Below are 21,803 nucleotides of genomic sequence, written 5' to 3'. Positions count from 1 at the left end.
CTCAGCTCCTTCGGTTGCCGCCGGTCAGGGCCTGGCCGGCCGGGAACCGGATCTCGTAGCCGCCGCTCAGCACGGCCGTGCCGCCGGGTGCCAGGTCGACGCGCCAGCAGCGGGTGCCGCGCGGGTGCTGGAGCGACGGGGCGGCGGGGGCCGACCAGGCGGGCGTGCCGGGCTGGTCCTCGACCCGGATGTCCCGCTCGCCGGTGACCGGGATCCGCTCGCGGACCTCGACCGTGACCGGGTGCGGCAGGCGGTTGGCCAGCTCGACGTGGATCCGCTCGGTGACCACGGTGGTGGAGCCGCGCAGCCCGGCGGTGGACTCCTGGGTCTCGGTCCGCCGGGTGGCGCGCACGCTCTCCGCGACGCCCAGGCCGATCCGGCGGGTGGCGCCCGGGGCCAGTGTCGGCAGCGCGGTGCTGAGCAGGAAGGTGCCGTCGGCCGTGACCTCCAGCGGGCCGGCCAGCAGCGCGTGCGCGGAGTCGTTGGCCAGCAGCAGGGTCGCGTAGACGGCCGGGTCGACGGCGGGCACGCAGACGTACTCGGGGGTGAGGCCGACCGGCAGCTCGGTCAGGCTGACGGTGTGCCAGGCGCCGTCGGAGGGCAGGTCGACCCGGGCGGCGGCGTCGTAGCGCTGGTCGAAGGAGCCGGCCGAGTGGCGGGGGAGCACGGCGTGCGGGGGCAGCGGCGCGGTGTCCGGGGTGCCCAGCGCGCGGTGGCGGGCCGGGGTCGGGTGCAGTCGGCCGCGCTGCGCCGCTGGGGCGGTCGGGCCGGCGAGGGTGAGGCCGGCGTAGTCGAGCAGGTCGGCGGCGGGGGCCGGGGGAGCGGGCGGGGGCGGGGGTGGCGGCGGGGCGCTGGCGAAGGCACCGGCGGGTGCGGGGGCGGCCATGGCGCGCATCGGCTGGCGACCTCCGTCGTCGGCGGAACCGAAAGAACCGGGGGCGCCAGGGGCCACGGGGGCCCCTGGGCCGGCGGGCGCGGGAGGGGCGCCGCCGACGGCGGGCGCGGCTCCGTAGGCCATCCGCCGGCTCATCGCGACCTGCGGCGCCGGTCCGGCGGCCGCCACCACCAGCGGACCCATCGCGCGGAGCGGCGGGGTCACCCGGTCGTAGTCCGCGAAGAGCTCGCCCAGGCCGCTCGGCGGCTCGCGCCAGCCCGACGGAGCCGGCGCCGGCTGCCGGCGGCCGATCCGCAGCGAGCGCAGCCGGGGAACCTCGGCCGGGCGGTGCAGATCGGCCGTGGAGAGCGTGAGCCGGACGTCGGTCCAGTCCTCGCCGGTGCGCTGGGCCACGGCCGCGCGCAGCGTCAGGGTGCCCGTGCCGGCGCCCGGGCGGTGGTCCAGCCGGTAGCTGGGCACCCAGCGGGCGCCCGGGACGCGGTACTCCAGCTCGACGGTGACCGGGGCGCTGGGGCGGGCCTGCCCGGGATCGTCCGGGGTGAGGGTGACCAGGGCGACGAAGGCGGTCTCGACCGGCGCCGCCGCCTGCGCCGTGGACGCCCGCTCCAGCTGGTCGATCAGCAGCTCCTCCTCGTGCTCGGCCAGTTGCAGGCGCTCGCGCAGCTCCTCGGCCTCGGCGTGCAGCGCGGTCAGCCGGGCAGCAACGAACTCGGCGAGCGCGAGCAGCGCGTCGGCGGGCGCGCGGCGGTGCGGCGTCTCGCGGGACGCCTTCGGCGGGACGGCGCGCAGTGCGGCGGTCTGCTCGACGCGGGCCGCCAGCACGTCCCCCCACAGGCGCAGCGCGGCGGTCTTCTGCTGGGCCTCGGTGAGCAGGCGGCGCAGCTCGGGCAGCTCGTCCGGGCTGCGGACCTCGGCCTCGGGGGCCGGCCGGACCTCGGTGATCCGCCAGCCGGGCGGGCCGGCCGGCAGGGTGGCGCGCAGGCTCGCCGCGTCAAGAGCACGGGGCAGGCCGGTCAGCCGCAGCTGGACGGGGACAGCGGTGCTCGCGGTTTCACTCGCGGTGTTCGTGCCATCCGTGCCGTCCGTGCCGTCCGTGCCGTCCGTGCCGTCCGTGCCGTCCGTGCCGTCCGTGCCGTCCGTGCCGTCCGTGGTGCTCGCGGGCAGCCGGCCGGTGGCGAGGCGGTGGCAGAGCGCGCCGGCGGCGTACACCACCACGGAGTCCAGGGTGGTGGGCCAGTCCGGTGGTGACGGGCTGTCTGCGGGCTGGAGTGTCACAGGAGATGTGCCCCTCTCGTGCGTCTCTCGTGCGTCGAGCTGCGCGCTTCGCGGGGCCCAGTCTGCCTGGTGGGGGTGACAGCTGTCGCGGACCCGGGGTTGGCGGGGGCGAGGGAGCGGGGCCGCGGCGGGTACGGGAGGATGGGCCCAGACACCGTGTCCCACCCCCCAGGAGAGCACCCCGCCATGCGCACTGTCGCCGTCGTCGGCACCGGTCTGATCGGCACCTCCGCCGCGCTCGCGCTGTCCGCCCGGGGGATCACGGTCTATCTGGAGGACGCCGACCCGGACGCCGCCCGCACCGCCGCCTCGCTGGGCGCCGGCAGCACCGAGGAGCCGCCCGGCCCGGTCGACCTGGCGGTGGTCGCGGTCCCGCCCGCACTGGTCGGCAAGGTGCTGGCGGACTGTCAGCGGCGTGGCCTGGCCCGCTGCTACACCGACGTGGCCAGCGTGAAGTCCGGCCCGCGCGCCGAGGTGACCGCGCTCGGCCTGGACACCGCGCACTACATCGGCGGCCACCCGATGGCGGGCCGCGAGCAGTCCGGACCGCTGGCCGCCCGCGCCGACCTCTTCGAGGGCCGGCCCTGGGTGCTCACCCCCACCTCCGACACCGACACCGAGACGCTCAACGCGGCACTGGAGCTGGTCGCGCTCTGCGGCGCGATGCCCGTGGTGATGGACGCCGCCGCGCACGACCGCGCGGTCGCGCTGGTCTCGCACGCCCCCCAGCTGCTCTCCTCACTGGCCGCGGCCCGACTGGAGCACGCCGACGACACGGCGGTGCGCCTCGCCGGCCAGGGCGTGCGCGACGTGACCCGGATCGCCGCCTCGGACCCGCGGATGTGGCTGGACATCCTGGCCGCCAACGCCGGCGTGGTGGCCGACATCCTGGAGGAGCTGGCCGGCGACCTGACGAGCACGGTGACCGCGCTGCGCGCGCTGGAGACCGGCGACGCGGCGGCCCGCCAGGCGGGCAGCGAGGGCATCGAGGCCGTGATGCGCCGCGGCAACCTGGGCCAGGCCCGGATCCCCGGCAAGCACGGCGCGCCCCCCACCCGGTACGAGACCGTGGTGGTGGCGATCGGCGACCAGCCCGGCGAACTCGGCCGCCTGTTCCGCGAGGTCGCCCGCGCCGGGGTCAACGTGGAGGACGTGGCGATCGACCACTCGGCCGGCCGCCAGGTCGGCCTGGTCCAGCTCTCGGTCACCCCGAGCGCGGTTCACCAGCTGACGACCAGCCTGCACGAGCGCGGCTGGGACGTCCGGGACTGAGCGACCGCAGCGGGCGACCGAATCGGGCGGGCGGAACCGGGCAGGCGAATCGGGCGGGCGGAATCGAGCGGGCGGTGCGGGGTCGCCGGTCGTCTAACCTTGGTGTATCTCCCCCGGGCGTCAAGAAGAGAGGTTCCCCCGTGGACACTGCCGACCGAGCGCATGCCCCGGTCGTCGTCGCCATCGACGGACCCTCCGGCTCCGGCAAGTCGACCGTCTCCCGTGCGGTGGCCGCCCGGCTCGGGCTGAGCTTCCTGGACACCGGCGCCATGTACCGGGCGATGACCTGGTGGATGCTGGCCAACGAGATCGACGTGGACGACGCCGAGGCGGTCGCCATCGCCTGCAGCAAGCCGGTGATCGTCTCCGGTACCGACGCCGACGGCCCGACCATCACGGTCGACGGGGTGGACGTCTCCGGGCCGATCCGCGGCCCCGAGGTGACCGCCAAGGTCAGTGCGGTGGCTGCGGTCCCGGCGGTCCGGTCCCGGCTGGTGGAGCTGCAGCGCGGCTGCGCCGAGCCGGCACCGCGCGGGATCGTCGCCGAGGGCCGCGACATGGGGACCGTGGTCTTCCCGGACGCCACGGCGAAGATCTTCCTCACCGCCTCAGAGGCGGCCCGGGCCGAGCGCCGGGCGGCCGAGCTGCGCGCCAAGGGCGTGGACGAGGCGACCATCACCGCGATGGCCGCCGACCTGGGACGGCGCGACGCCGCCGACTCGTCCCGGGCGACCGCGCCGCTGAGCCAGGCCGCGGACGCCGTGCTGGTCGACACCAGTGACCTGACGCTCGATCAGGTCATCGACACCATCGCCGAGTTGGTGGAGCAGCGGGCCGGTCACCTGACCGCCGCCTAAGAATTTTTTTCGCGCTGCCCGGGCGTTCGCGCCCGGGCAGGTACGCACGGCCGGTCCCGTACAGCGGGGCGGGCCGGGAAACGGAACAGACGAATATGAGCAACGAGCACCTCGCCACCCACGGCGAGCTGGACGACTCCGAGTACGCGGAGTTCATGGAGCTGGCCGCGGAGGAGGGCTTCGAGGGCGAGGACCTCGACCTCGAGAACGGCGGCCACATCCCGCTGCCCGTGCTGGCCGTCGTCGGCCGCCCCAATGTCGGCAAGTCGACCCTGGTCAACCGGATCATCGGCCGCCGCGAGGCGGTCGTCGAGGACAAGCCCGGCGTGACCCGTGACCGGGTGAGCTACGAGGCGACCTGGAACGGCCGCCGCTTCAAGGTGGTCGACACCGGCGGCTGGGAGATCGACGTCCTCGGCATCGACGCGATGGTCGCCGCGCAGGCCGAACTCGGCATCGAGACCGCCGACGCGGTGCTCTTCGTGGTGGACGCCACGGTCGGCGCCACCGACACCGACGAGGCCCTGATCAAGCTGATCCGCCGGGCCGGCAAGCCGACCGTGCTCTGCGCCAACAAGGTCGACGGCCCGTCCACCGAGGCGGAGGCCGCCTACCTCTGGTCGCTCGGCCTGGGTGAGCCCTACCCCGTCTCCGCGCTGCACGGCCGCGGCTCCGGCGACCTGCTGGACGCCGTGATGGCCGCGCTGCCCGAGGCGCCGCCGCAGACCTTCGGCATGGCGGTGGGCGGTCCGCGCCGGGTGGCGCTGATCGGCCGTCCCAACGTCGGCAAGTCCAGCCTGCTCAACAAGGTGGCCGGCGAGGAGCGGGTGGTCGTCAACGAGCTGGCCGGCACTACCCGCGACCCGGTCGACGAGCTGATCGAACTGGGCGGCAAGACCTGGAAGTTCATCGACACCGCCGGTATCCGCCGCCGGGTCCACCTGACCTCCGGTGCCGACTTCTACGCCTCGCTGCGCACCTCCGCCGCGCTGGACAAGGCCGAGGTCGCGGTCATCCTGATCGACTCCAGCGAGCCGCTCGCCGAGCAGGACACCCGGATCATCTCGATGGCCGTCGAGGCCGGGCGCGCGGTCGTCGTCGCGTACAACAAGTGGGACCAGATGGACGAGGAGCGCCGCTACTACCTGGAGCGCGAGATCGAGCAGGATCTCGTCCAGGTGCAGTGGGCGCCCCGGGTCAACGTCTCGGCGCTGACCGGCCGGCACATGGAGAAGCTGGTGCCGGCGATCGAGACCGCGCTGGCCGGCTGGGAGACCCGGATCTCGACCGCCAAGCTGAACGCCTTCCTGGGCGAGCTGGTCGCGGCCCACCCGCACCCGATCCGCGGTGGCAAGCAGCCGCGCATCCTCTTCGGCACCCAGGCCGGCACCAAGCCGCCGCGCTTCGTGCTCTTCGCCTCCGGCTTCCTGGAGGCGGGCTACCGGCGCTTCGTCGAGCGCCGGCTGCGCGAGGAGTTCGGCTTCGTCGGGACCCCGATCTCGATCTCGGTCCGGGTGCGCGAGAAGCGCAAGCGCAAGTAACGGCCGACCGTCGGGGGGTCAGCCGCGGCCGGGGGGCAGCGAGAGCAGGTTCCCCCGGTGGCGGCCCGGGGCGGCCGGGGCCGGGACGGTGACCGGGGCGAGGTAGCCGGTCGCCACCCAGCCCTGGCCGCCGCCCGACTGCTGGAGCTGCTGCTGGGCGGCAGCGGCCTGCTGGTGCTGCGCGGCGTGCTGCAGCGCGGCGGCGGCCTGCTGCTGGTGGGCCGACTGGTGTTGGGCTGCCGGCTGGAGCTGCTGCGGGGACTGCTGCTGGGCCGGGACGAACTGCGGCACCCCGGGCAGCTGGCCCACGTAGGTGGGGAACGACTGGTGCTGCGGGAGCCCGGTGCCGTACTGCTCGCCGCCGTGCTGGCTGGCGCCGTGCTGACTGACGGCGGGCTGACTGGTGCCGTGCTGGCTGATGCTGTGCTGACCGGCGCTGCGCTGCCCGCGGTAGTCGTCCAGCACGCCGCCGTACGGTCGCTCGCGGACCGCGAAGCCGGTGAACCGCAGGTCCTCCTCGCCGGACCGGTCACCGGGCAGCGCCCGGAAGAGCCGCCGGTACTCGGAGTAGAGCTCGTCGTAGATCGGGGTGGGGACGCTCGGATGCTCCCCGTCGTACGACGGCCTCATCGCCGGGATCCCCCGGGTGGTGGTGGTCTGGCGGAAGGCTGAGGTGACGTCGTAGTTGTACACGTAGGGCCCAACGAGCGAACGGCAATGGGGATGCGGGTCGCCGTGGGTACTCGGGCGCCCGCCAGGGGCCGCGCGCCGGTCGGCGCGCGGCCCCTGCTGTGCTCTCGGTTGCGCCGTCCGGGGAGGGCTCGGCTGCCGCCGGTCGGCGCTGTTCGGTTGGGCTCAGGTGCCGGCCAGCGGCAGGGTCGCGGCGACCACCAGGCCGCGGGCGGAGGCCCGGTCCAGGGCGGTGCGCAGCAGGTCCTCGCGCGGCTGACGGCCGATGGTGCCGGCCGGCGCGGCGTACATCACCACCGTGGACTGCCGGGCGGCCGCCATCCGCCAGGCCTCGGTGACCACCAGCGGCTGATGGGCCTGCCACCAGGCGCTGTTGCCGACCGTCGAGGGCTGCAGGATCGAGTGCAGCCGGCCCATCGCGACCAGCACCGACCAGCCGGGCAGCCGGGCCGGCGGCTGGTCCACGTCGGTGATCGGCGCGAATCCCTGGTCGGCGAGGAGCGAGAGGAACTCGTCCGTGCCGCTGGTGCTGCCCGGCCGGCCGACCGGTCCGGTGGGCTCGACCACCAGGGCGGCGTGCCCGGTGTCCCCGCAGAGCACCAGGCCGCAGGTGACGCCGAGGACGGCGGGCTCACCGGGGGACGGCACCCGGGCGCCCGGGTCGGCGGTCGGTGCCTGCGGTGCGGCGGCGGCCGGGGCGGGGGTCGACGCTCCGTGGAGCGGGTCGCCCAGTGGCGGGCCGAAGGGATCGGTCAGCGGGCCGGTGGGCCGACCGCCGAGCTGGCCGGGCAGCGGATCGGTGAGGTGACCGGTCAGCGGGTCGGGGTAGCCGGCCCCGTCCGGGTAGCCGGCCTGGGTCGGCAGGCCGCTGCCCTGGGCCTGGCTGATGCTGCGCACCGCGCCGAGCAGTTGCTCCTCGGAGACCGGGACCACCTGGGACGGGATGCACCTGGCGTGGGCGAAGGCCAGCACGGCGGTTTCCTCGCCCACGAAGAGCACCGTGCTGGTGCGTTCGTGCAGCGAGTCCCCGGGCGTCCGGCAGGAGGTGCAGTCGTAGGTGTCGGGGGCGTGTGCCCCGCCCAGCAGACGGTCGGCCTCGTCGTCGCCGATCTCGGCGCGGACTTCGTCGCTGACATCGAGCAAGCGCGGCAACAGGACTCCTCGTTTCGGTGGCTGGGCGGGTCGGCGCCCTGGCTCGGCCCGGCGGGCCCGGCCGCCATTACCAACGGTGCCCTGTGGTCGGAGTCACGGCTTGGACCCTGGAGTGTCCGTTTTTGCCGCTGATCCGACTGCGGGTGGTTGATCCGAGTTCACGTTCTGTCGACGATGTGCGCAGGCTCACAGGAGTCGAAATGTGACCGGGGCCACGCGGACAAGAGGTTTGAGTCGCATAAATGGTCTTAAATCGGACAGTCGACCTTGGTCGCCCTTGATCCTTACCGTGGGTAACGGCGAGCTGACCTGGGTCGACCCCGAAGCGATCATGAATCGGTTGATTCCGGGTGGGCGCCGCACCTAGCTTCATTCCCGGTGCAACGAGCACCACCCGGGTTCACCCCCAGCGCACCCCACCGGGTGCCCACCGTCCGGCCGCTCGAACAGGCCGGAGGTTGCGTGGCGGAGTGGCCGGGGCGGCGCGGTACGTCGGACACGTACTCGGCCGCCTCAAGGACGCGGCAGGCGAATCGGCCCCTCACCGGGCCTGGTTCCGCACGCCCGCCCGGGGCAGTCGAGAGGGATTCCATGACTTTCCGTAACGAGAACACCGCCACCACCGCTGCCACCGCCGCCCCGAAGAAGCGCAACTGGGTCCGGATGGCCGTTCTGGGTGGCGCTGCCGCCGCCCTCCCGGTGGCCGGCCTCGTCACGGCCACCACGGCCTCCGCCGCCTCCACCGCCACCTGGGACGCGGTCGCCCAGTGCGAGAGCACCGGCGACTGGAGCATCAACACCGGCAACGGCTTCTACGGCGGCCTGCAGTTCACCTCCTCCACCTGGGCCGCGTACGGCGGCACCCAGTACGCCCCGCAGGCCAACCTGGCCACCAAGGGCCAGCAGATCGCGATCGCCGAGAAGGTGCTCGCCGACCAGGGCCCCGGCGCCTGGCCGGTCTGCTCCGTCAAGGCGGGCCTGACCGCCGGTGGCGCGCCGGCCGCGGTGGACACCTCGTCCTCCGCGAGCTCCGCCACCAAGCAGAGCGCCCCGGTCCAGCAGGCCACCCCCAAGGCCGCCGCCCAGCCGGCCGCCGCCCCGAAGACCAGCGCCCCGGCGCAGGACGCCAAGCCGGCCACGCCGAAGCCCGTCCAGAAGCCGGCCGCGCCGAAGAGCACCCAGTCCACCGGTGGCAGCACCTACACCGTCAAGAGCGGTGACACGCTGAGCGCCATCGCCGCCGCCCACGGCACCAACTGGCAGAGCCTGTACCAGCACAACGTGCAGGTCGTCGGTGGCAACCCCGACCTGATCCTGCCCGGCCAGGTGCTCTCCGTCTGAGCCTGACGCCCCGCGTCACCGGTACTGCTGCGAACCGCCGCTCCCCTCTCCCGGGGCGGCGGTTCGTTGCGTTCTCTGGCGGGGGTTGGGGGCGGGGGTTCGGGGGTTTCGGGGCTGGGCGGGGGCGGCGCTGCTCGAACGGCGTACTGGGTTCGCGGTGGGGTGGCCGCGTGCGCAGAGTCGGAGGATGCGACACCGAATAGCCCTGCTGCCCTGCACAGCCCTGCTGCTCTGCGGCGCCGCGACCCTGCTCGCACTGCCCGCCCAGGCCGCGCCGGCCACCCCGCCGAGCCCCGTTTCCGACGCCACCTGGGAGCGGGTCGCCGACTGCGAGAGCGACGGTGACTGGGCCGCCGACACCGGCAACGGCTACTACGGCGGGCTGCAGATCTGGCCGCCGACCTGGAAGGAGGCGGGCGGACTGGCGTACGCGGCGCGCCCCGACCTGGCCACTCGGCGCCAGCAGATCACCGTGGCCCAGGAGATCCTCCGCCAGCAGGGCTGGCCGGCCTGGGCGGCCTGTGCGCGGGACTTGGGGCTGCTGCGGTGAGAATGCCGCTGTGAGTGGCGAGAATGCCGCCGTGAGTACTGACATCAGCAGCGTGGACAGCGCCAGCGTGGACATCGTGGTGGTGGGCAGCGTCAATCTCGACCAGCTGATCGAGGTGGTGGCGCTGCCGAGGCCGGGGGAGACGGTTCAGGGCGGTCCGGTCGCCCGGCTCGGCGGCGGCAAGGGCGCCAACCAGGCCGTGGCGGCGGCCCGCCTCGGCCGCTCGGTGGCGCTGGTCGGCGCGGTCGGGACGGACCAGGACAGCGCCGGACTGCGCCAGGAGCTCGCCGCCGAGGGCATCGACATCACCCGGCTCGCCGCCGTCCCCGGGCCGCCCGGTCAGGCGGTGGTGCTGGTCGACCAGCAGGCGGAGAACTGCATCGTGGTGTCACCCGGCGCCAACGCCGCGGTCGGGCCGCCGACCGTCGAGGCGGCCGCCCGGGAGCTGGCGGCGGCCGCCGTGGTGGTCGCGCAGCTGGAGATCCCGCTGCCCGCGGTGCTGGCGGCGGCCCGGCTGGCACGCGGGACCTTCGTGCTCAACCCGGCGCCCGCGGTCGCGCTGCCGCCGGAGCTCTGGCCACTGGTCGACGTCCTGGTGCCCAACCGGACCGAGCTGGCCCGGCTCGCCGGGGTGCCCGAGGTGCTGGACGTGGCGCACGCGGCCCGGCTCGCGGCCGCGCTGCCCTGCCCGCGGGTGGTGGTCACCCTGGGCGCCGCCGGTGCGCTGGTGTGCGAAGGGGCGGCGTACGAGCTGATCGCCGCGCCGCCCGCCCGCGCCGTCGACACCACCGGAGCCGGCGACACCTTCTGCGGCGCGCTGGCGGTCGCGCTGGCCGAGGGACGCCCGCTCGGCGCGGCGGCCCGGTTCGCGGTCCGGGCCGCCGCGCTGAGCGTCGAGCGGACCGGCGCGCGCACCGCGATGCCGAGTCGGGCGGCGCTGGAGCGGCGTACGGGGTGACTGGTGGTTCGGTGGGGATTCTGGGGGTTTGCTGGGGCGGTTGGCGAGCTGCGGGAATTCCCGGGGCTCCGGCGGCCTTCTGGATTGACAGCAGCGCTAGGTCGCCGGCGCCTCCGGTGTGCCCGCTGGGAGAGGACACGCCATGGGAACGCCCGTCGACCAGCTCGTCGACCTGCTGGATCTGGAACAGATCGAGCTCAACATCTTCCGGGGCCGCAGCCCCGAGGAGTCGCTCCAGCGCACGTTCGGCGGCCAGGTCGCCGGGCAGGCGCTGGTCGCCGCAGGCCGCACCGTGGACGGCGACCGTCCCGTGCACTCGCTGCACGCCTACTTCCTGCGCCCCGGTGTCCCCGGCGTGCCGATCGTCTACCAGGTCGACCGGATCCGCGACGGCCGCTCCTTCACCACCCGCCGGGTGCTCGGCATCCAGCAGGGCCGCAGCATCTTCGCGCTGACCGCCGACTTCCACGTCCCGGAGCCCGGCGGCATCGAGCACCAGGAGGCGATGCCCGCCGTCCCCGACCCCGAGGAGCTGCCCAGCGCCTTGGACGAGGTCGGCAGCCGACTCGGCGAATTGCCGCCGTTCATCAGCCGCCGTCAGCCGTTCGACATCCGCTATGTCGAGCGGCTGCGGTGGACCCAGGAGGAGCTGTCCGGCGTGCAGCCGCGCAGCGGTGTCTGGCTGCGGACCAACGGCGCGCTGCCCGACGACCCGCTGATCCACGTCTGCGCGCTGACCTACGCCAGCGACATGACCCTGCTGGACTCGGTCCGGGCCCCCGTCGAGCCGCTCTGGGGCCGGCGCAACTTCGACATGGCCTCGCTCGACCACGCGATGTGGTTCCACCGTCCGTTCCGCGCCGACGACTGGCTGCTCTACCAGCAGGAGTCGCCGATCGCGCACGGCGCCCGCGGCCTGGCGCGCGGTCAGATCTTCGACCGGAGCGGCCAGTTGGTGGTGTCTGTCGTGCAGGAGGGTCTGTTCCGACCGCTGCGGGAGCACTGAGCCGCTGTAGTCACCGATGGGTTCTCACTAGTGCTAGTGGATGAGGAGTACCGCCCATGACCGCCGACGCCGAGGAATGGAAGCGTTGGACCGACGCCCGCACCGCGACGGTGAGCGCCCCGCACGGCATGCTCGCACTCACCGGCACGTACTGGCTGGACGCCGAGTCGGTGGAGATACCCGGCATCCCAGGCCGATGGTCCGCCGGGTCGGACGCGGTGCGGGTGGTCGCCGCCGCGGCCGACGGTCTGCGGGCCGGTGACGCCGTGGTCGACGGCGAGCTGCTGCTCCACCCCGACACGTACTCCCGGGCAGGGGTGGTGAGCTACGGGGACACGCTGCTGGTCCCGATCGAGCGCGAGGGCGAGCTCGCCGTGCGGGTCTTCGACCCCGAGGCCGAGAGCCGGGCGAGCTTCGCGGGCATCTCCGTCTTCCCGTACGCGCCCGAGTGGTCGGTCGCCGCCGTCTTCACCCCCTTCGAGGACGGCGAGCAGGCCGTCACCGTCCCGAACGCGGACGGCCGCGAACGGTCCCTGGCGGTGGCCGGCCGGCTCGCCTTCCACCTGGCAGGCGAGCCCTGCACGCTCACCGTGGGCCGTGGGCGCCGGGGCCTCAGCGGCGTGATCGCCGACGCCACCAGCGGCTCGGAGACCTACCGGTTCCGCTTCATCACGCTGCCCGCCCCCGACGCCGACGGTCGCACCGTGCTGGACCTGAACCGCGCGTACCTGCCGCCGTGCGCCTTCGCCGACCACTTCATCTGCCCGTTCCCGCCGCCGGGCAACCGCCTGCCGCTCGCGGTGCGGGCGGGCGAGAAGGCGGTGCTGCGGCGCTGACTTCGCGGGTCGACGCGGCTGACCGAGCGGGCCAGTCCGGACCCTGCCGGTGATCGCCGAGGGAGCAGGGGTGACGATAGGTCGTTGTGTCGACCAATCATCCCACCACTGCTCCCGGCCCTCCTCCGTCTCCGACTCCCGGACCGTCGCCGACTCCGACTCCGACTCCCGATCCGTCTCCTTCCCCTTCTCCGACTCCCGCTCCCGCTCGGCGGATGTTCGCGGACCTGACCCCGCTGCGCTCCAGCCCGCACTACCGGCGGATCTGGTTCGGACAGGGCGTCTCCTCGATCGGCCAGCAGATGACCGCCGTCGCGGTCTCCGTCCAGGTCTACGCGCTCACCCGGTCCACCTTCGCCACCGGCCTGGTCGGCCTCTGCTCGCTGCTCCCGCTGGTCGGCTTCGGCCTGTACGGCGGCGCCATCGCCGACTCCGTCGACCGGCGCAAGCTCGGCCTGATCGGCGCCGCCGGCCTCGCCGCGGTCTCCGCGATCCTGGCCGCCCAGGCGCTGCTCGGCCTGCACCAGGTCGCCGTGCTGTACGTCGCCGTCGCACTGCAGGGCGGCTTCTTCGCGATCTCCTCGCCGGCCCGCTCCTCGATGATCCCGCGCCTGCTGCCCGCCGAGCAGCTACCGGCCGCCAACGCGCTCAACACCATCAGCATGAACCTGGGCATGACGGTCGGTCCGATGCTCGGCGGCCTGCTGATCGGCGCCTACGGCAGCCAGTCCGCCTACCTGGTCGACACCGCCGCCTTCGCCGCCGTCCTGTACGCGATGTGGCGCCTGCCCACGATGCTCCCCGCCAACGGGACCGGCCGGCGCGCCTCGGTGCTCGACGGCCTGCGGTTCCTGCGCGAGCAGCCCAACCTGCGCACCAGCTTCCTGGCCGACCTGGCCGCGATGATCTTCGGCCTGCCGCGCTCGCTCTTCCCCGCCCTCGCCGTCGGCTTCTACGGCGGCGACGCCCGCACCGTCGGCCTGCTGGTCGCCGCCCCCGCCGTCGGCGCCCTGGTCGGCGCCCTGTTCAGCGGCTGGATCTCCCGGGTCCACCGGCACGGCCTCGCCGTCCTGATCGCCGTCGCCGCCTGGGGCCTGTCCATCGCCGCCTTCGGCCTCACCTCGGGCCACCTCTGGCTCGGCCTCGCCCTGCTCGCCGTGGCCGGCTGCGCGGACACCGTGTCCATGATCTTCCGCAACACGATGATGCAGGTCGCCGCCCCCGACGAGATGCGCGGCCGACTCCAGGGCATCTTCATCGTGGTCGTCGCCGGCGGCCCCCGCCTGGGCGACTTCGAGTCCGGCAGCGTCGCCGCCCTGAGCACCCCCCTGGTCTCCGTCCTCACCGGCGGCCTCGCCTGCGTCGCCATCGTCCTCCTCCTCGCCGCCCGCCGCCCCGCCTTCCTCCGCTACGACAACCGCCACCCCACCCCGTGACCCACCCCTCACCGCACGCATCCACCCACACCGTGACCTGCACCGAAACCTGGCAGCGAGCACCCCCCGCCGTGCTGTATTGTTTTCCACGTCGCCGGGACACCGGAGACAAGGTCGAGAAGCCGGGCACCAAGCCCGGGTCCGAGACCACGGGACGTGGCGCAGCTTGGTAGCGCACTTGACTGGGGGTCAAGGGGTCGCAGGTTCAAATCCTGTCGTCCCGACTTGCATTCATGCAGGTCGTAGGCCGTTTCCGCCGTTGGCGGGAGCGGCCTTTCTGGTGTTCTGTCAGCTGGTGGTCGCATGGTGGTCGCGCCGGTCACAGCGGGACGGGGGCGTGGCCTGCGTGTTCGCGCCGGCTGCGGCGCCGGCGGTCGGTGAGGTGGTCGCGGAACTGCTCGATCAGATTCCGTGGCCGATCGGCGCGTTGGGCGGCATGGAGGGCCAGTTCCGCGGAGTCGAGGAGCCGGGCGATGGCGTCGACGGCTTCGCGGGCGGCTTGGCGGGTGAGGTGGCTGTAGATGTTCGCGGTGGTCGACAGGGTGCGGTGGCGTAGCGTCTTGGAGACGATCACGAACGGGACGCCGCCGTCGAGGGCGAGGGTGGTGGCCAGGTGGCGCAGGTCGTGGACGCCGATGCGGGGGACGCCGGCCTTGTCGCAGAGTTTGTGGAAGCGTCTGAGGACGTGGGTCGGGTCGAGCGGGCGGCCGTGGTGTTGGAAGACGTAGCCGTGGGCGGGGACGGCGAGGCCGAGGAAGTGCTGGTCGGCCTGGTCTTCGAGGGCTCGGCGGGCGCGCTTGTTGATGGCGATCCAGGTGAGGCTGCTGGGGGTCTTGGGGGCGGTCAGGACGGCGTAGCGGTTGTCGACGCTGGAGAGGGTGTAGCGGACGAACAGGACACTGTCGTCGAGGTGGACGTCGTCCCAGTGCAGGCCGAGGGCTTCGCCCTTGCGCATACCGGTGTTGATGATGAGTTCGACGAGGCGGGCGAGCAGCGGGTCGTGCTCGTGGGTGTAGTCGAGGAAGCGGACGGCTTCGTCGGGGGTCCAGATCCGGCGTTCGGGCGTGGGCGGGCGGGGGACGACGGCGGGCTTGGCGGGGTTGTGGCCCAGGCGGTGGCGCAGGACGGCGGCGCCGAGGGCGCTGGAGAGCGTGGCGAGGATGCGATGGACGGTGACGCGGCCTCGGCCTGCCTTGAGCTGGGCGCGGGCGTAGTGGTCGATGTGCTCGTAGGCGAGGTCGTCCAGAAGGATGCGGCCGAGGGCGGGGATGAGGTCCTGGTGGACGTAGGCGCGGTAGCGGGCGAGGGTGGTGGGCTTGAGTCGCAGTTCCTGGGCGGCGAGCCAGGCGATCAGGTAGTCGCCGAGGGTCTGGCGGGGGTCGGGGGTGTATCCGTAGGCCTGGCCGTCGAGGAAGCGGTGCAGGTCGGTGCGGGCGGCGTCCTCGTTGGGGTAGCCGCCGCGGCGGACGGTGTGGCGGCGGGTGTCGGGCCAGGGGACGTCCACGGCGTAGGTCCAGGTGCCGTGGTCGGGGTCGGATGCCAGGCGCGGGCAGTGCGCGCCGAGCTGCCGGCGGATGCCGTCGCGGCAGCCGCAGCGCCGGTACACCCGGCCGCGATCCTCGGAGCATTGCATCGTGATCACCTCGATGGCTCGGGCGGAGCTCTCCTTTCAGTCTCGTCCTGTCGACCAGGCGCTGCCCTTGGCGCCAGGCCAAGGGATCGTTGCAGGTCAGCGGGCATGATTTGCGGACGGTGAGCGCGTGGTGGTCGCACCAGGCCCGCTGATCCGGCCGCAAGGAGGTGTGTGCGGCGGCTGGGAGTCGTGCGACGGCGGTGATGCGGACGGGGTGGGTCTCCCGTGTCCGGTCACTCTTTGTGACCGGACACGGGAGAGCGGCCTTCGACTCTTGTTCGCCTTTCGGGTAAGGGTCTTCGACTGTTGACGACTGGCACCAGTCACGGTGAGTGACCTATTCCGGGTGGTCGGGCCGTCGGGCGCACGTGGGCGTGAGTCAGATGAGCCGGTCGCGGTGCTCTGCGGCGACTGCGCGGATGAGCGCGGCGAACTCTGCGCGGCTGTGGTGCTGGTGCCGTTCGGCGCTCTCGTCGTCCGATTCCTCCTCGTCTTCGTCGTCGAGTTCGGCGTACTCGTTGTGGAGGAGCCAGCAGCCGCGGATGCCGGCCAGGAGGTCTTCGAGGAGGTCGCGGGCGGGTCGGCGCGGGTCCAGTGGTGTCAGGCGGATCCCGGTGAGTACCGCGTCCGACTCCGCGTCGTCGGTGTACTCGGCGATCATCTCCTCGGCCTCGTCGAGTTGCTCGCGGAAGGTGGCCGGGTCGGGGAGCATGCCGTCGGCGACGCGCATGGCGTGGCGGACCAGTCCGGTGACGGCGTCGAAGGGGGAGGTTCCGTCGTCGAGGAGTTCCAGGACGAGGGTGGGTGTGTGGTGGGGGAGGGCCTCGATGTTGTCGGCCTGCGCGACCACCTCGGTGGGCGCGTACCCGGACACCTCGGAGACGGCCTCGGCGGCGGCGTACAGCCAGTGCGCCGCCGCGACTGCGGCGGCGGTGGGGTCGATGTCGGAGAACAGTTCGGCCGGGCCGAACGGGTCCTCCTCCAGGAGCCGGTCTGCGGCGGCGACCTGCGCGGGGGAGGCGTCTTCGCGGCTGAGCAGCACGGCCTGCTGGGCTCGGCCGGTGAGGTCTCCGAGCTCGGCGCTTTCCACGGCGGCCAGCTCCGCTGCGGTCTCGGCGTTGACGGCCTGGGTCAGTTCAGGGTTGTCCAGGGCGACGAGGGCTCGCCCGACGCGGTGTGCGTTCTCCAGCAGCGGGCTGTATTGGACCACCATTGAGCCGCCCTGGGGAAGGTTCGGTTCAGCCATGGCCTGGGCGACATCGTCGAACGCCTTTCGTTCCTGTTCGCGTCGCCAGCCCTCGCTGTTGACCTCGAGCGAGTCGGCGGCGCTGGCCGGGTGGGTGTAGGTGCGCCAGGCCGCGGTCGACAGTTGGGTGAGCGTGGCCGCCAGGCGTGACAGCCCGCCGAGGTCCGTGTCGGCCGGGACGGCGGCGAGCCGCGTGGCCAACTCGCCCTGTCCGGTGCCCCAGGTGGCGATGAGTTCGCGTCGAACAGGGTCGACGCAGTATCGGGTCATGGCGGACCACCTCCAGCTCGGCTACGTCATATCACCTGGCAGCGGGTCGTCGTGACGCGACTGGAGATGTTCGTCCGTTCCGGTACTGCCGGAGTCGGTGGGCCGCGGGAGTTCTGCATGCGTGCGAGGACGCCGAACGCAGCGCCCTGGTCAGTGCTGCCGCCGCTGGCCCCACGCGCGGCGAAGTCCACGTTGGCGGTGTGGTTACGAGGAACCGCGGCGGCCAGAGCGCGTGAACGCGGCACGCGCCTGCTCGGCCTCGGGTCGGATCGCGCACTCCTCGGCGTGGTCGTTGAGAAGTCCCATCGCCTGCATGAAGGCGAACACCGTGGTCGGCCCGACGAACTTCCAGCCCTGCTTCCTCAGGTCCTTCGACAGGGCGACCGACGCCGGCGAGGTCGACACGGTCTGCGGCTCGGGCAGGTCCTCCGGGGCGGGCTCGTAGCGCCAGACGAGGGCTGCCAGCGAGTCCTCGCGGTCCAGCAGGTCCTCGACGCGGCGGGCGTTGTTGACCACCGCCTCGATCTTGCCCCGGTGGCGCACGATGCCCGCGTCCTGGAGCAGGCGCTCGACGTCCCGTTCGGTGAAGCGGGCGACGCTGTGGACGTCGAAGCCGTTGAACGCGGCGCGGAAGTTGTCCCGCTTGGCCAGGATGGTGCGCCAGCTGAGCCCGGACTGGAAGCCCTCCAGGCTCAGCTTCTCGAACAGGCGCCGGTCGTCGCCGGCGCCTGGGAAGCCCCACTCGGTGTCGTGGTAGGCCAGGAACTCCGGCGCGGCGCCGCTCCACGGGCAGCGGGGTCGGCCGTCCGGGGCGAAGGTCGGCGTGGTCATCCGATCACGGTCCTCTGTTGTGGCTGGCGGGAGGTCTCAGGCCAGTAGGAACTTCAGGCGGTCGTCGGCCATCCCGGGGGCGATCTCGATGATCTCCGCCTTGACGACGTTCTCTGCGACGAACGGGTCGGCGTTCACCCGGCTCTCCAGCTCCTCCCGGGAGGTGCTGTGCGCCAGGACCGCGCCGCCAAGGCCCGGCTGGATGCTGCCGACGAGCAGGAACACGCCGTCGTCGAGGCCGCGCTGGATCCACTCCTGATGGCCCGCCATGTGCTGGCCGGCGGCGCTCCTGTTGTCGGAGAAGCGCAGCAGCACCACGAACATGTGATCCCCTCTCTGCTGACGCGAGTGCGTCAGTCCCCTGCCGGTTCGCGCAGCAGGCCTGCTGGGCGTTCGGCGCCTTCTGTGTATGTGCTCAGCCAGGTGCACATCTGCTGGACTTCCCGCCGGACGAAGTCCTCGTCCCTGAAGGCGTTCGCGAGTGTGGCGACGCCCTGGCTGAAGGCGAGCACGTGCATCGCCAGTGCGTCGGCCTTCGCCTCGTGCCCGAGCAGCGCGAACTGGGCGCGCAGCCACGTGCGGAAGAGCGTGAAGAGGCCGCCGGCTTCCCCGAGCGCCGAGTGGTTCAGCTTCGCCAGCTCGGTCGTCAGAGTGCCGATCGGGCAGCCGTAACTCTCGATGTCCGCACGGTTGGTCAGCAGGATCTCGATGAACCTGCGGATGCGCGCGCCGGGCTCGTTCTCCTCGGCTTCCCACCGTTCCAGCAGGCAACGCCGCTCCGCCGTGCGGGCGGCGATCACCGCGTCCAGGAGGTCGTCCTTGGACTTGAAGTGGTAGTAGAAGTTGCCCTTCGAGACGCGAGCGGCCTCGGCGATCGTCGCGAACGACGTGTGCTCGTAACCCTGCTGATAGAACAGCCGGTCGGCTGCCGAGACGATCTGGGCCCGGTTGGTCGTGTCGCTCACCACCGTGCGCCTCCTCGTCCGCCGGCCGCTTCGCCGACTGTGCCTCTAGGACGCTCGTCCCACGCAGAGTTTAGGACGTGTGTCCTAAGGGCTGTCAAGGTGGGGGGAGTTCGGCGTGAGGTCCTTCGCTCTTGGCGAGGTGCCGCTGGGCCGCTATCTTGGAATGGTCGTTCCAAGAAGTGTGGCGGAGGCGGAAAGCCGATGGCGGACGTGAAGCACTTTGATCCCGATATCGCGCTCGACAGTGCCCAGCAGCTGTTCTGGCGGCGCGGGGCGGCCGAGGTCGGCATCGCCGACGTGGTCACGGCCACCGGGCTCAGCCGCTCGAGCCTGTACGCCACGTTCGGCGGTAAGCAGCAGCTCTACCTCGCCGCGCTGGAGCGCTACATCCAGCAGGGATCGGCCCCAATGCTTCGCCAACTATCAGAGGACGACCGCGGCTTGCCTGCAGTCGCGGCCTTCTTCGCCCGACTGGTGAGCATCCGCTGCACCGGTCCGCGGGCACGCTGGGGCTGCATGATCGCCAACGCCCATGCCGCCGGCGAAGGCGGCGACGCACAGGTCGCGACCCTCCTGGAACGCCACCACGCCCTGCTCGTCGGCGCGCTGCGTGCAGCGCTGGAACGGGCCGGGGAGCTGGGCCAACTGCGGCCCGGCGCCGAACCCGCCGACTTGGCGGACGTGATGGTCCTGCTCGCCTACGGGGTGAACCTGCGCTCCCGTTCCGGCGCCGACACCGCTGCGCTGCAACGCCCGATCGCCGCCTTCCTGGCCTCGATCTCCGTCAACACGCCGACGAAGGAGCCCTTGTGAGCACCGCGCACTTCCCCCTGCACGACGAGACCACCGCTCCCGAAGCGGCCCGCCCCCACCTGGAATCCGCCAGGCGCAGGATGGGCTTCATCACCACCCTCAACGCCGTCATGGCCACCTCGCCCGAACTCCTCGCCGGATACAACGCCCTGGCCGAGCAGTTCATGAAGTCCTCCCTGCCCGCCCGCGCCAAGCACGTCGTGCTCATCACCGCGAGCGTCGAGAACGGCTGCGCTTACTGCGTGGCCGCCCACTCCACCCTCGCGCTGCGCTCCGGGCTCGAAGCCGACGAGGTGACGGCGCTGCGCAACGCGAATCCCCTGCGGGACCGGGCGCTGGAGGCGGTTCGTCGATTCACGCGGGTGATGGTCGCCGAGCGCGGCTGGGCGCCGCAGGAGGAGGTGGACGCGTTCATCGCCGCTGGGTTCACCGAGCGGCAGGTGCTGGACGTCGTACTCGGCATCGGCATGAAGACGCTGTCCAACTACACCAACCACATCGCCCACACACCCCTCGACCCGGCCTGGCAGCAGCAGGAGTGGACCCCCGACCGCTGACCTGCGTCCGAGCGGGATCCTCAGAACGCAGGCGCCGGCAGCGCGAGAGTGCGATGCCCATGACGCCCGTCATACGTGCTGCCAGTCGTCAGGGTGACGGCCGGCTCTGCGGCGCGACCCGGACGGGTGCCTGGGCGGTGCGGATGAAGGCGACGCGGGTGGTGGCGGTCGGCGGGTAGTCGCGGTAGCCGCCCGGGGTACGCGGGGGCAGGTCCAGCAGGCCGGCCTGCTCGTAGAAGCGCAGGGTTTTGGTGGTGGTGTGGGTGGTTGCGGCGAGGGCTCCGATGCGCATGCCTGCACGTAGCTCCTGACCTTCCAGTGGGATGGAAGGTCAAGCGTCGGCTGCGGCGAACAGGGAGGTGCCGCGATGCGGGTGGAGATGCTGACGGTTCCGGACTGCCCGAACGGCCCGGTCCTCGAGGAACGGCTCGGCGTGGTGCTGGCCGCGCTCCCCGGGGTGGAGCTGGCGCACCACGTGGTGGAGGACCAGGAGGAAGCCGAGCGGCGGGGCATGCATGGTTCGCCGACGCTCTTGATCGACGGGCGTGACCCGTTCGCCGCCCCGGTACCGCGGCCAGTGTGTCGTGCCGGCTCTACCGGGGGTCGGACGGCCGTGCGGGCGGGGCGCCCTCGGTCGACGACCTGCGGCGGGTACTCGGCGTGCCGGACACCACCGCCGACCCCGATCGGCGGACCGCGGATGCCGGCCCTGCCGGTCGAGGCGGCCGGGGCCAAATCGCACCCGCCGAGCGCGGGCTGCGGGCGGTGCAGCAGACCGTGCTGCGGTCCTTCGCCACCACCGGCACCCCGCCCGAGGTCGCTGATCTGCAGCGGGCCGCCGAACCCTTCGGCCTACCGGCCGCGCAGGCGCCCCGTTCGTGCGGCGAGTCCCGTGCAGCTGGTGGGCGGTATCTTGGCGCCGTGGACTACCTGGTTGAGCTTCGGCGTGAACTGGATGCGTTCGGCGCCGCGTTGGATGGTGATCTGTCGGCTCCGGTCGAGCACTGCGGCGGTTGGAGGTTGGTGGATCTGGCCGTGCACATGGGAGCGGGGAACCTGTGGGTCGTCGCGGCGGTGCGGGAGGGGCACGGCGACGGCTATGACGAGGGTGCCGCACCCCGTGACCGGGATGGTCTCAAGGCCTGGTACGCCGAGACGGCGGACGCGCTCGTGCAGGCCCTGTCGGTTGATTCCTCGATGGGGGCGTGGACGTTCTTCCCGCCGCACACGGTCGGTTTCTGGCGTCGGCGCCGCAGCCAGGAGACGCTGATGCACCGGTGGGACGCCGAGCACGCGCTCGGCTCGGCGACGCCGATGGATGCGGCGCTCGCCGCCGACGGTGTCGCCGAGGTCTTCGACACCATGGCGCCCCGCATGATCTCCAAGGGGGCCGCCACCCATCCAGAGCAGGCCGTGCGGATCACCGCCACCGACTCCGGCCGCTGCTGGACTTACGGGCCCGGTGAGCCGATCGCGGAGGTCGCGGGCACTGCCGAGGACCTGCTGCTGATGTTGTGGGGGCGCAAGCCGCGCGATACCGGATCAGTGACCTGGACCGGGGACCGTGAGGCGGGGTTGGGTGTGCTGGCCGGGCCGCTGGTCCCCTGACTTGGGATCAGGCGACGTTCGCCCTGGCAACAACGGCGCGTAGGCTCCGGTCGTCGGCGTGCGATCCGGTT

Annotated in this window: 22 protein-coding genes and 1 tRNA gene; 13 read left to right on the top strand and 10 right to left on the bottom strand. The window is 72.8% G+C overall.

The window, feature by feature from the left end; all coding sequences use genetic code 11:
* Window position 1: 1 nt before the first annotated feature.
* The gene (locus tag BR98_RS09250) at window positions 2-2,170 is read right to left on the bottom strand and encodes a DUF4139 domain-containing protein (RefSeq protein ID WP_157537543.1); all 2,169 of its coding nucleotides are present in this window, start codon (window positions 2,168-2,170) and stop codon (window positions 2-4) included.
* Window positions 2,171-2,356: 186 nt separating this feature from the next.
* Here BR98_RS09250 and BR98_RS09245 point away from each other — a divergent pair, with 186 nt between their 5' ends.
* The 3 genes from BR98_RS09245 (at window position 2,357) to der (ending at window position 5,840) form a co-directional block, all read left to right on the top strand.
* On the top strand, window positions 2,357-3,442 hold the full coding sequence (locus BR98_RS09245; RefSeq protein WP_035841639.1) for a prephenate dehydrogenase: 1,086 nt from the start codon (window positions 2,357-2,359) through the stop codon (window positions 3,440-3,442).
* Between the two features lie 140 nt (window positions 3,443-3,582).
* Window positions 3,583-4,299, top strand: a complete 717-nt coding sequence (cmk, locus tag BR98_RS09240; RefSeq protein ID WP_035841637.1) for a (d)CMP kinase — start codon at window positions 3,583-3,585, stop codon at window positions 4,297-4,299.
* A 95-nt stretch (window positions 4,300-4,394) separates the two neighbouring features.
* Window positions 4,395-5,840: a ribosome biogenesis GTPase Der gene (gene der, locus BR98_RS09235; RefSeq protein WP_035841635.1), complete on the top strand. Its 1,446-nt coding sequence runs from the start codon at window positions 4,395-4,397 to the stop codon at window positions 5,838-5,840.
* Between the two features lie 18 nt (window positions 5,841-5,858).
* Here der and BR98_RS39135 read toward each other — a convergent pair whose 3' ends face one another.
* Window positions 5,859-6,533, bottom strand: a complete 675-nt coding sequence (locus BR98_RS39135) for a hypothetical protein (protein ID WP_051969491.1) — start codon at window positions 6,531-6,533, stop codon at window positions 5,859-5,861.
* Between the two features lie 162 nt (window positions 6,534-6,695).
* Window positions 6,696-7,682, bottom strand: coding sequence for a hypothetical protein (locus BR98_RS09225; RefSeq protein ID WP_035841633.1), 987 nt, complete (start codon window positions 7,680-7,682; stop codon window positions 6,696-6,698).
* A gap of 591 nt (window positions 7,683-8,273) precedes the next feature.
* Here BR98_RS09225 and BR98_RS09220 point away from each other — a divergent pair.
* The 7 genes from BR98_RS09220 to BR98_RS09190 all read left to right on the top strand — a co-directional run bounded on the left by BR98_RS09220 (window position 8,274) and on the right by BR98_RS09190 (window position 14,033).
* Window positions 8,274-9,023, top strand: coding sequence for a transglycosylase family protein (locus BR98_RS09220; RefSeq protein ID WP_083976191.1), 750 nt, complete (start codon window positions 8,274-8,276; stop codon window positions 9,021-9,023).
* Window positions 9,024-9,210: 187 nt separating this feature from the next.
* Window positions 9,211-9,573: a transglycosylase family protein gene (locus tag BR98_RS09215; RefSeq protein ID WP_083976189.1), complete on the top strand. Its 363-nt coding sequence runs from the start codon at window positions 9,211-9,213 to the stop codon at window positions 9,571-9,573.
* Between the two features lie 31 nt (window positions 9,574-9,604).
* Window positions 9,605-10,531, top strand: a complete 927-nt coding sequence (locus BR98_RS09210; protein WP_232247302.1) for a ribokinase — start codon at window positions 9,605-9,607, stop codon at window positions 10,529-10,531.
* Between the two features lie 142 nt (window positions 10,532-10,673).
* Window positions 10,674-11,537 carry an acyl-CoA thioesterase gene (locus BR98_RS09205; RefSeq protein WP_035841631.1) on the top strand — a complete coding sequence of 288 codons (864 nt, stop codon included), beginning with the start codon at window positions 10,674-10,676 and terminating at the stop codon, window positions 11,535-11,537.
* Window positions 11,538-11,593: 56 nt separating this feature from the next.
* Window positions 11,594-12,373 (top strand): DUF1684 domain-containing protein, encoded by a 780-nt coding sequence (locus BR98_RS09200; RefSeq protein WP_035841629.1) that lies wholly within the window; start codon window positions 11,594-11,596, stop codon window positions 12,371-12,373.
* A 215-nt stretch (window positions 12,374-12,588) separates the two neighbouring features.
* The gene (locus tag BR98_RS09195) at window positions 12,589-13,809 is read left to right on the top strand and encodes an MFS transporter (RefSeq protein ID WP_051969490.1); all 1,221 of its coding nucleotides are present in this window, start codon (window positions 12,589-12,591) and stop codon (window positions 13,807-13,809) included.
* Window positions 13,810-13,959: 150 nt separating this feature from the next.
* Window positions 13,960-14,033: transfer RNA gene (locus tag BR98_RS09190), tRNA-Pro, on the top strand.
* A gap of 95 nt (window positions 14,034-14,128) precedes the next feature.
* On the opposite strand, the gene BR98_RS09185 is transcribed toward BR98_RS09190, so the two are convergent.
* The 5 genes from BR98_RS09185 to BR98_RS09165 all read right to left on the bottom strand — a co-directional run bounded on the left by BR98_RS09185 (window position 14,129) and on the right by BR98_RS09165 (window position 18,754).
* A complete protein-coding gene (locus tag BR98_RS09185; RefSeq protein WP_157537542.1) occupies window positions 14,129-15,442 on the bottom strand; it encodes a tyrosine-type recombinase/integrase in 1,314 nt (437 codons plus the stop codon).
* A 379-nt stretch (window positions 15,443-15,821) separates the two neighbouring features.
* Window positions 15,822-16,958, bottom strand: a complete 1,137-nt coding sequence (locus tag BR98_RS09180; RefSeq protein WP_198042151.1) for a hypothetical protein — start codon at window positions 16,956-16,958, stop codon at window positions 15,822-15,824.
* Window positions 16,959-17,162: 204 nt separating this feature from the next.
* Window positions 17,163-17,789, bottom strand: coding sequence for a DNA-3-methyladenine glycosylase I (locus BR98_RS09175; RefSeq protein ID WP_035841627.1), 627 nt, complete (start codon window positions 17,787-17,789; stop codon window positions 17,163-17,165).
* Window positions 17,790-17,825: 36 nt separating this feature from the next.
* Window positions 17,826-18,113 (bottom strand): YciI family protein, encoded by a 288-nt coding sequence (locus BR98_RS09170; RefSeq protein WP_035841625.1) that lies wholly within the window; start codon window positions 18,111-18,113, stop codon window positions 17,826-17,828.
* Window positions 18,114-18,142: 29 nt separating this feature from the next.
* On the bottom strand, window positions 18,143-18,754 hold the full coding sequence (locus BR98_RS09165) for a TetR/AcrR family transcriptional regulator (RefSeq protein WP_035841622.1): 612 nt from the start codon (window positions 18,752-18,754) through the stop codon (window positions 18,143-18,145).
* 201 nt (window positions 18,755-18,955) lie between these two features.
* Between BR98_RS09165 and BR98_RS09160 the strand changes: the two genes are divergently transcribed.
* The gene (locus BR98_RS09160) at window positions 18,956-19,567 is read left to right on the top strand and encodes a TetR/AcrR family transcriptional regulator (protein ID WP_035841620.1); all 612 of its coding nucleotides are present in this window, start codon (window positions 18,956-18,958) and stop codon (window positions 19,565-19,567) included.
* Window positions 19,564-20,124, top strand: coding sequence for a carboxymuconolactone decarboxylase family protein (locus BR98_RS09155; protein WP_051969488.1), 561 nt, complete (start codon window positions 19,564-19,566; stop codon window positions 20,122-20,124). The genes BR98_RS09160 and BR98_RS09155 overlap by 4 nt, the downstream gene beginning before the upstream one ends.
* A gap of 88 nt (window positions 20,125-20,212) precedes the next feature.
* Here BR98_RS09155 and BR98_RS41040 read toward each other — a convergent pair whose 3' ends face one another.
* Both BR98_RS41040 and BR98_RS39130 read right to left on the bottom strand, forming a co-directional pair.
* Entirely contained in the window at window positions 20,213-20,416 is a 204-nt protein-coding gene (locus BR98_RS41040) for a MerR family DNA-binding transcriptional regulator (RefSeq protein WP_083976187.1), read from the bottom strand.
* A 39-nt stretch (window positions 20,417-20,455) separates the two neighbouring features.
* Entirely contained in the window at window positions 20,456-20,641 is a 186-nt protein-coding gene (locus tag BR98_RS39130; RefSeq protein WP_035841618.1) for a hypothetical protein, read from the bottom strand.
* 143 nt (window positions 20,642-20,784) lie between these two features.
* Between BR98_RS39130 and BR98_RS09140 the strand changes: the two genes are divergently transcribed.
* Window positions 20,785-21,732 (top strand): maleylpyruvate isomerase family mycothiol-dependent enzyme, encoded by a 948-nt coding sequence (locus BR98_RS09140; RefSeq protein ID WP_232247301.1) that lies wholly within the window; start codon window positions 20,785-20,787, stop codon window positions 21,730-21,732.
* The last annotated feature ends 71 nt before the right edge of the window (window positions 21,733-21,803 follow it).

The sequence above is a fragment of the Kitasatospora azatica KCTC 9699 genome (assembly GCF_000744785.1).
GTDB classification, from domain to species: Bacteria; Actinomycetota; Actinomycetes; order Streptomycetales; family Streptomycetaceae; genus Kitasatospora; species Kitasatospora azatica.
The sequence above is the reverse complement of the archived record's forward strand: the minus strand, read 5'-3'. Positions and strand labels throughout refer to the sequence as shown.

Excerpts from the sequence above, each read along its gene's own strand:
- BR98_RS09245 (WP_035841639.1), top strand. The coding sequence starts at position 2,357 with ATGCGCACTGTCGCCGTCGTCGGCACCGGTCTGATCGGCACCTCCGCC.
- der (WP_035841635.1), top strand. The coding sequence starts at position 4,395 with ATGAGCAACGAGCACCTCGCCACCCACGGCGAGCTGGACGACTCCGAG.
- BR98_RS09220 (WP_083976191.1), top strand. The coding sequence starts at position 8,274 with ATGACTTTCCGTAACGAGAACACCGCCACCACCGCTGCCACCGCCGCC.
- BR98_RS09215 (WP_083976189.1), top strand. The coding sequence starts at position 9,211 with ATGCGACACCGAATAGCCCTGCTGCCCTGCACAGCCCTGCTGCTCTGC.
- BR98_RS09205 (WP_035841631.1), top strand. The coding sequence starts at position 10,674 with ATGGGAACGCCCGTCGACCAGCTCGTCGACCTGCTGGATCTGGAACAG.
- BR98_RS09200 (WP_035841629.1), top strand. The coding sequence starts at position 11,594 with ATGACCGCCGACGCCGAGGAATGGAAGCGTTGGACCGACGCCCGCACC.
- BR98_RS09195 (WP_051969490.1), top strand. The coding sequence starts at position 12,589 with ATGTTCGCGGACCTGACCCCGCTGCGCTCCAGCCCGCACTACCGGCGG.
- BR98_RS09185 (WP_157537542.1), bottom strand. The coding sequence starts at position 15,442 with ATGCAATGCTCCGAGGATCGCGGCCGGGTGTACCGGCGCTGCGGCTGC.
- BR98_RS09180 (WP_198042151.1), bottom strand. The coding sequence starts at position 16,958 with ATGACCCGATACTGCGTCGACCCTGTTCGACGCGAACTCATCGCCACC.
- BR98_RS09175 (WP_035841627.1), bottom strand. The coding sequence starts at position 17,789 with ATGACCACGCCGACCTTCGCCCCGGACGGCCGACCCCGCTGCCCGTGG.
- BR98_RS09170 (WP_035841625.1), bottom strand. The coding sequence starts at position 18,113 with ATGTTCGTGGTGCTGCTGCGCTTCTCCGACAACAGGAGCGCCGCCGGC.
- BR98_RS09160 (WP_035841620.1), top strand. The coding sequence starts at position 18,956 with ATGGCGGACGTGAAGCACTTTGATCCCGATATCGCGCTCGACAGTGCC.
- BR98_RS41040 (WP_083976187.1), bottom strand. The coding sequence starts at position 20,416 with ATGCGCATCGGAGCCCTCGCCGCAACCACCCACACCACCACCAAAACC.
- BR98_RS39130 (WP_035841618.1), bottom strand. The coding sequence starts at position 20,641 with ATGCATGCCCCGCCGCTCGGCTTCCTCCTGGTCCTCCACCACGTGGTG.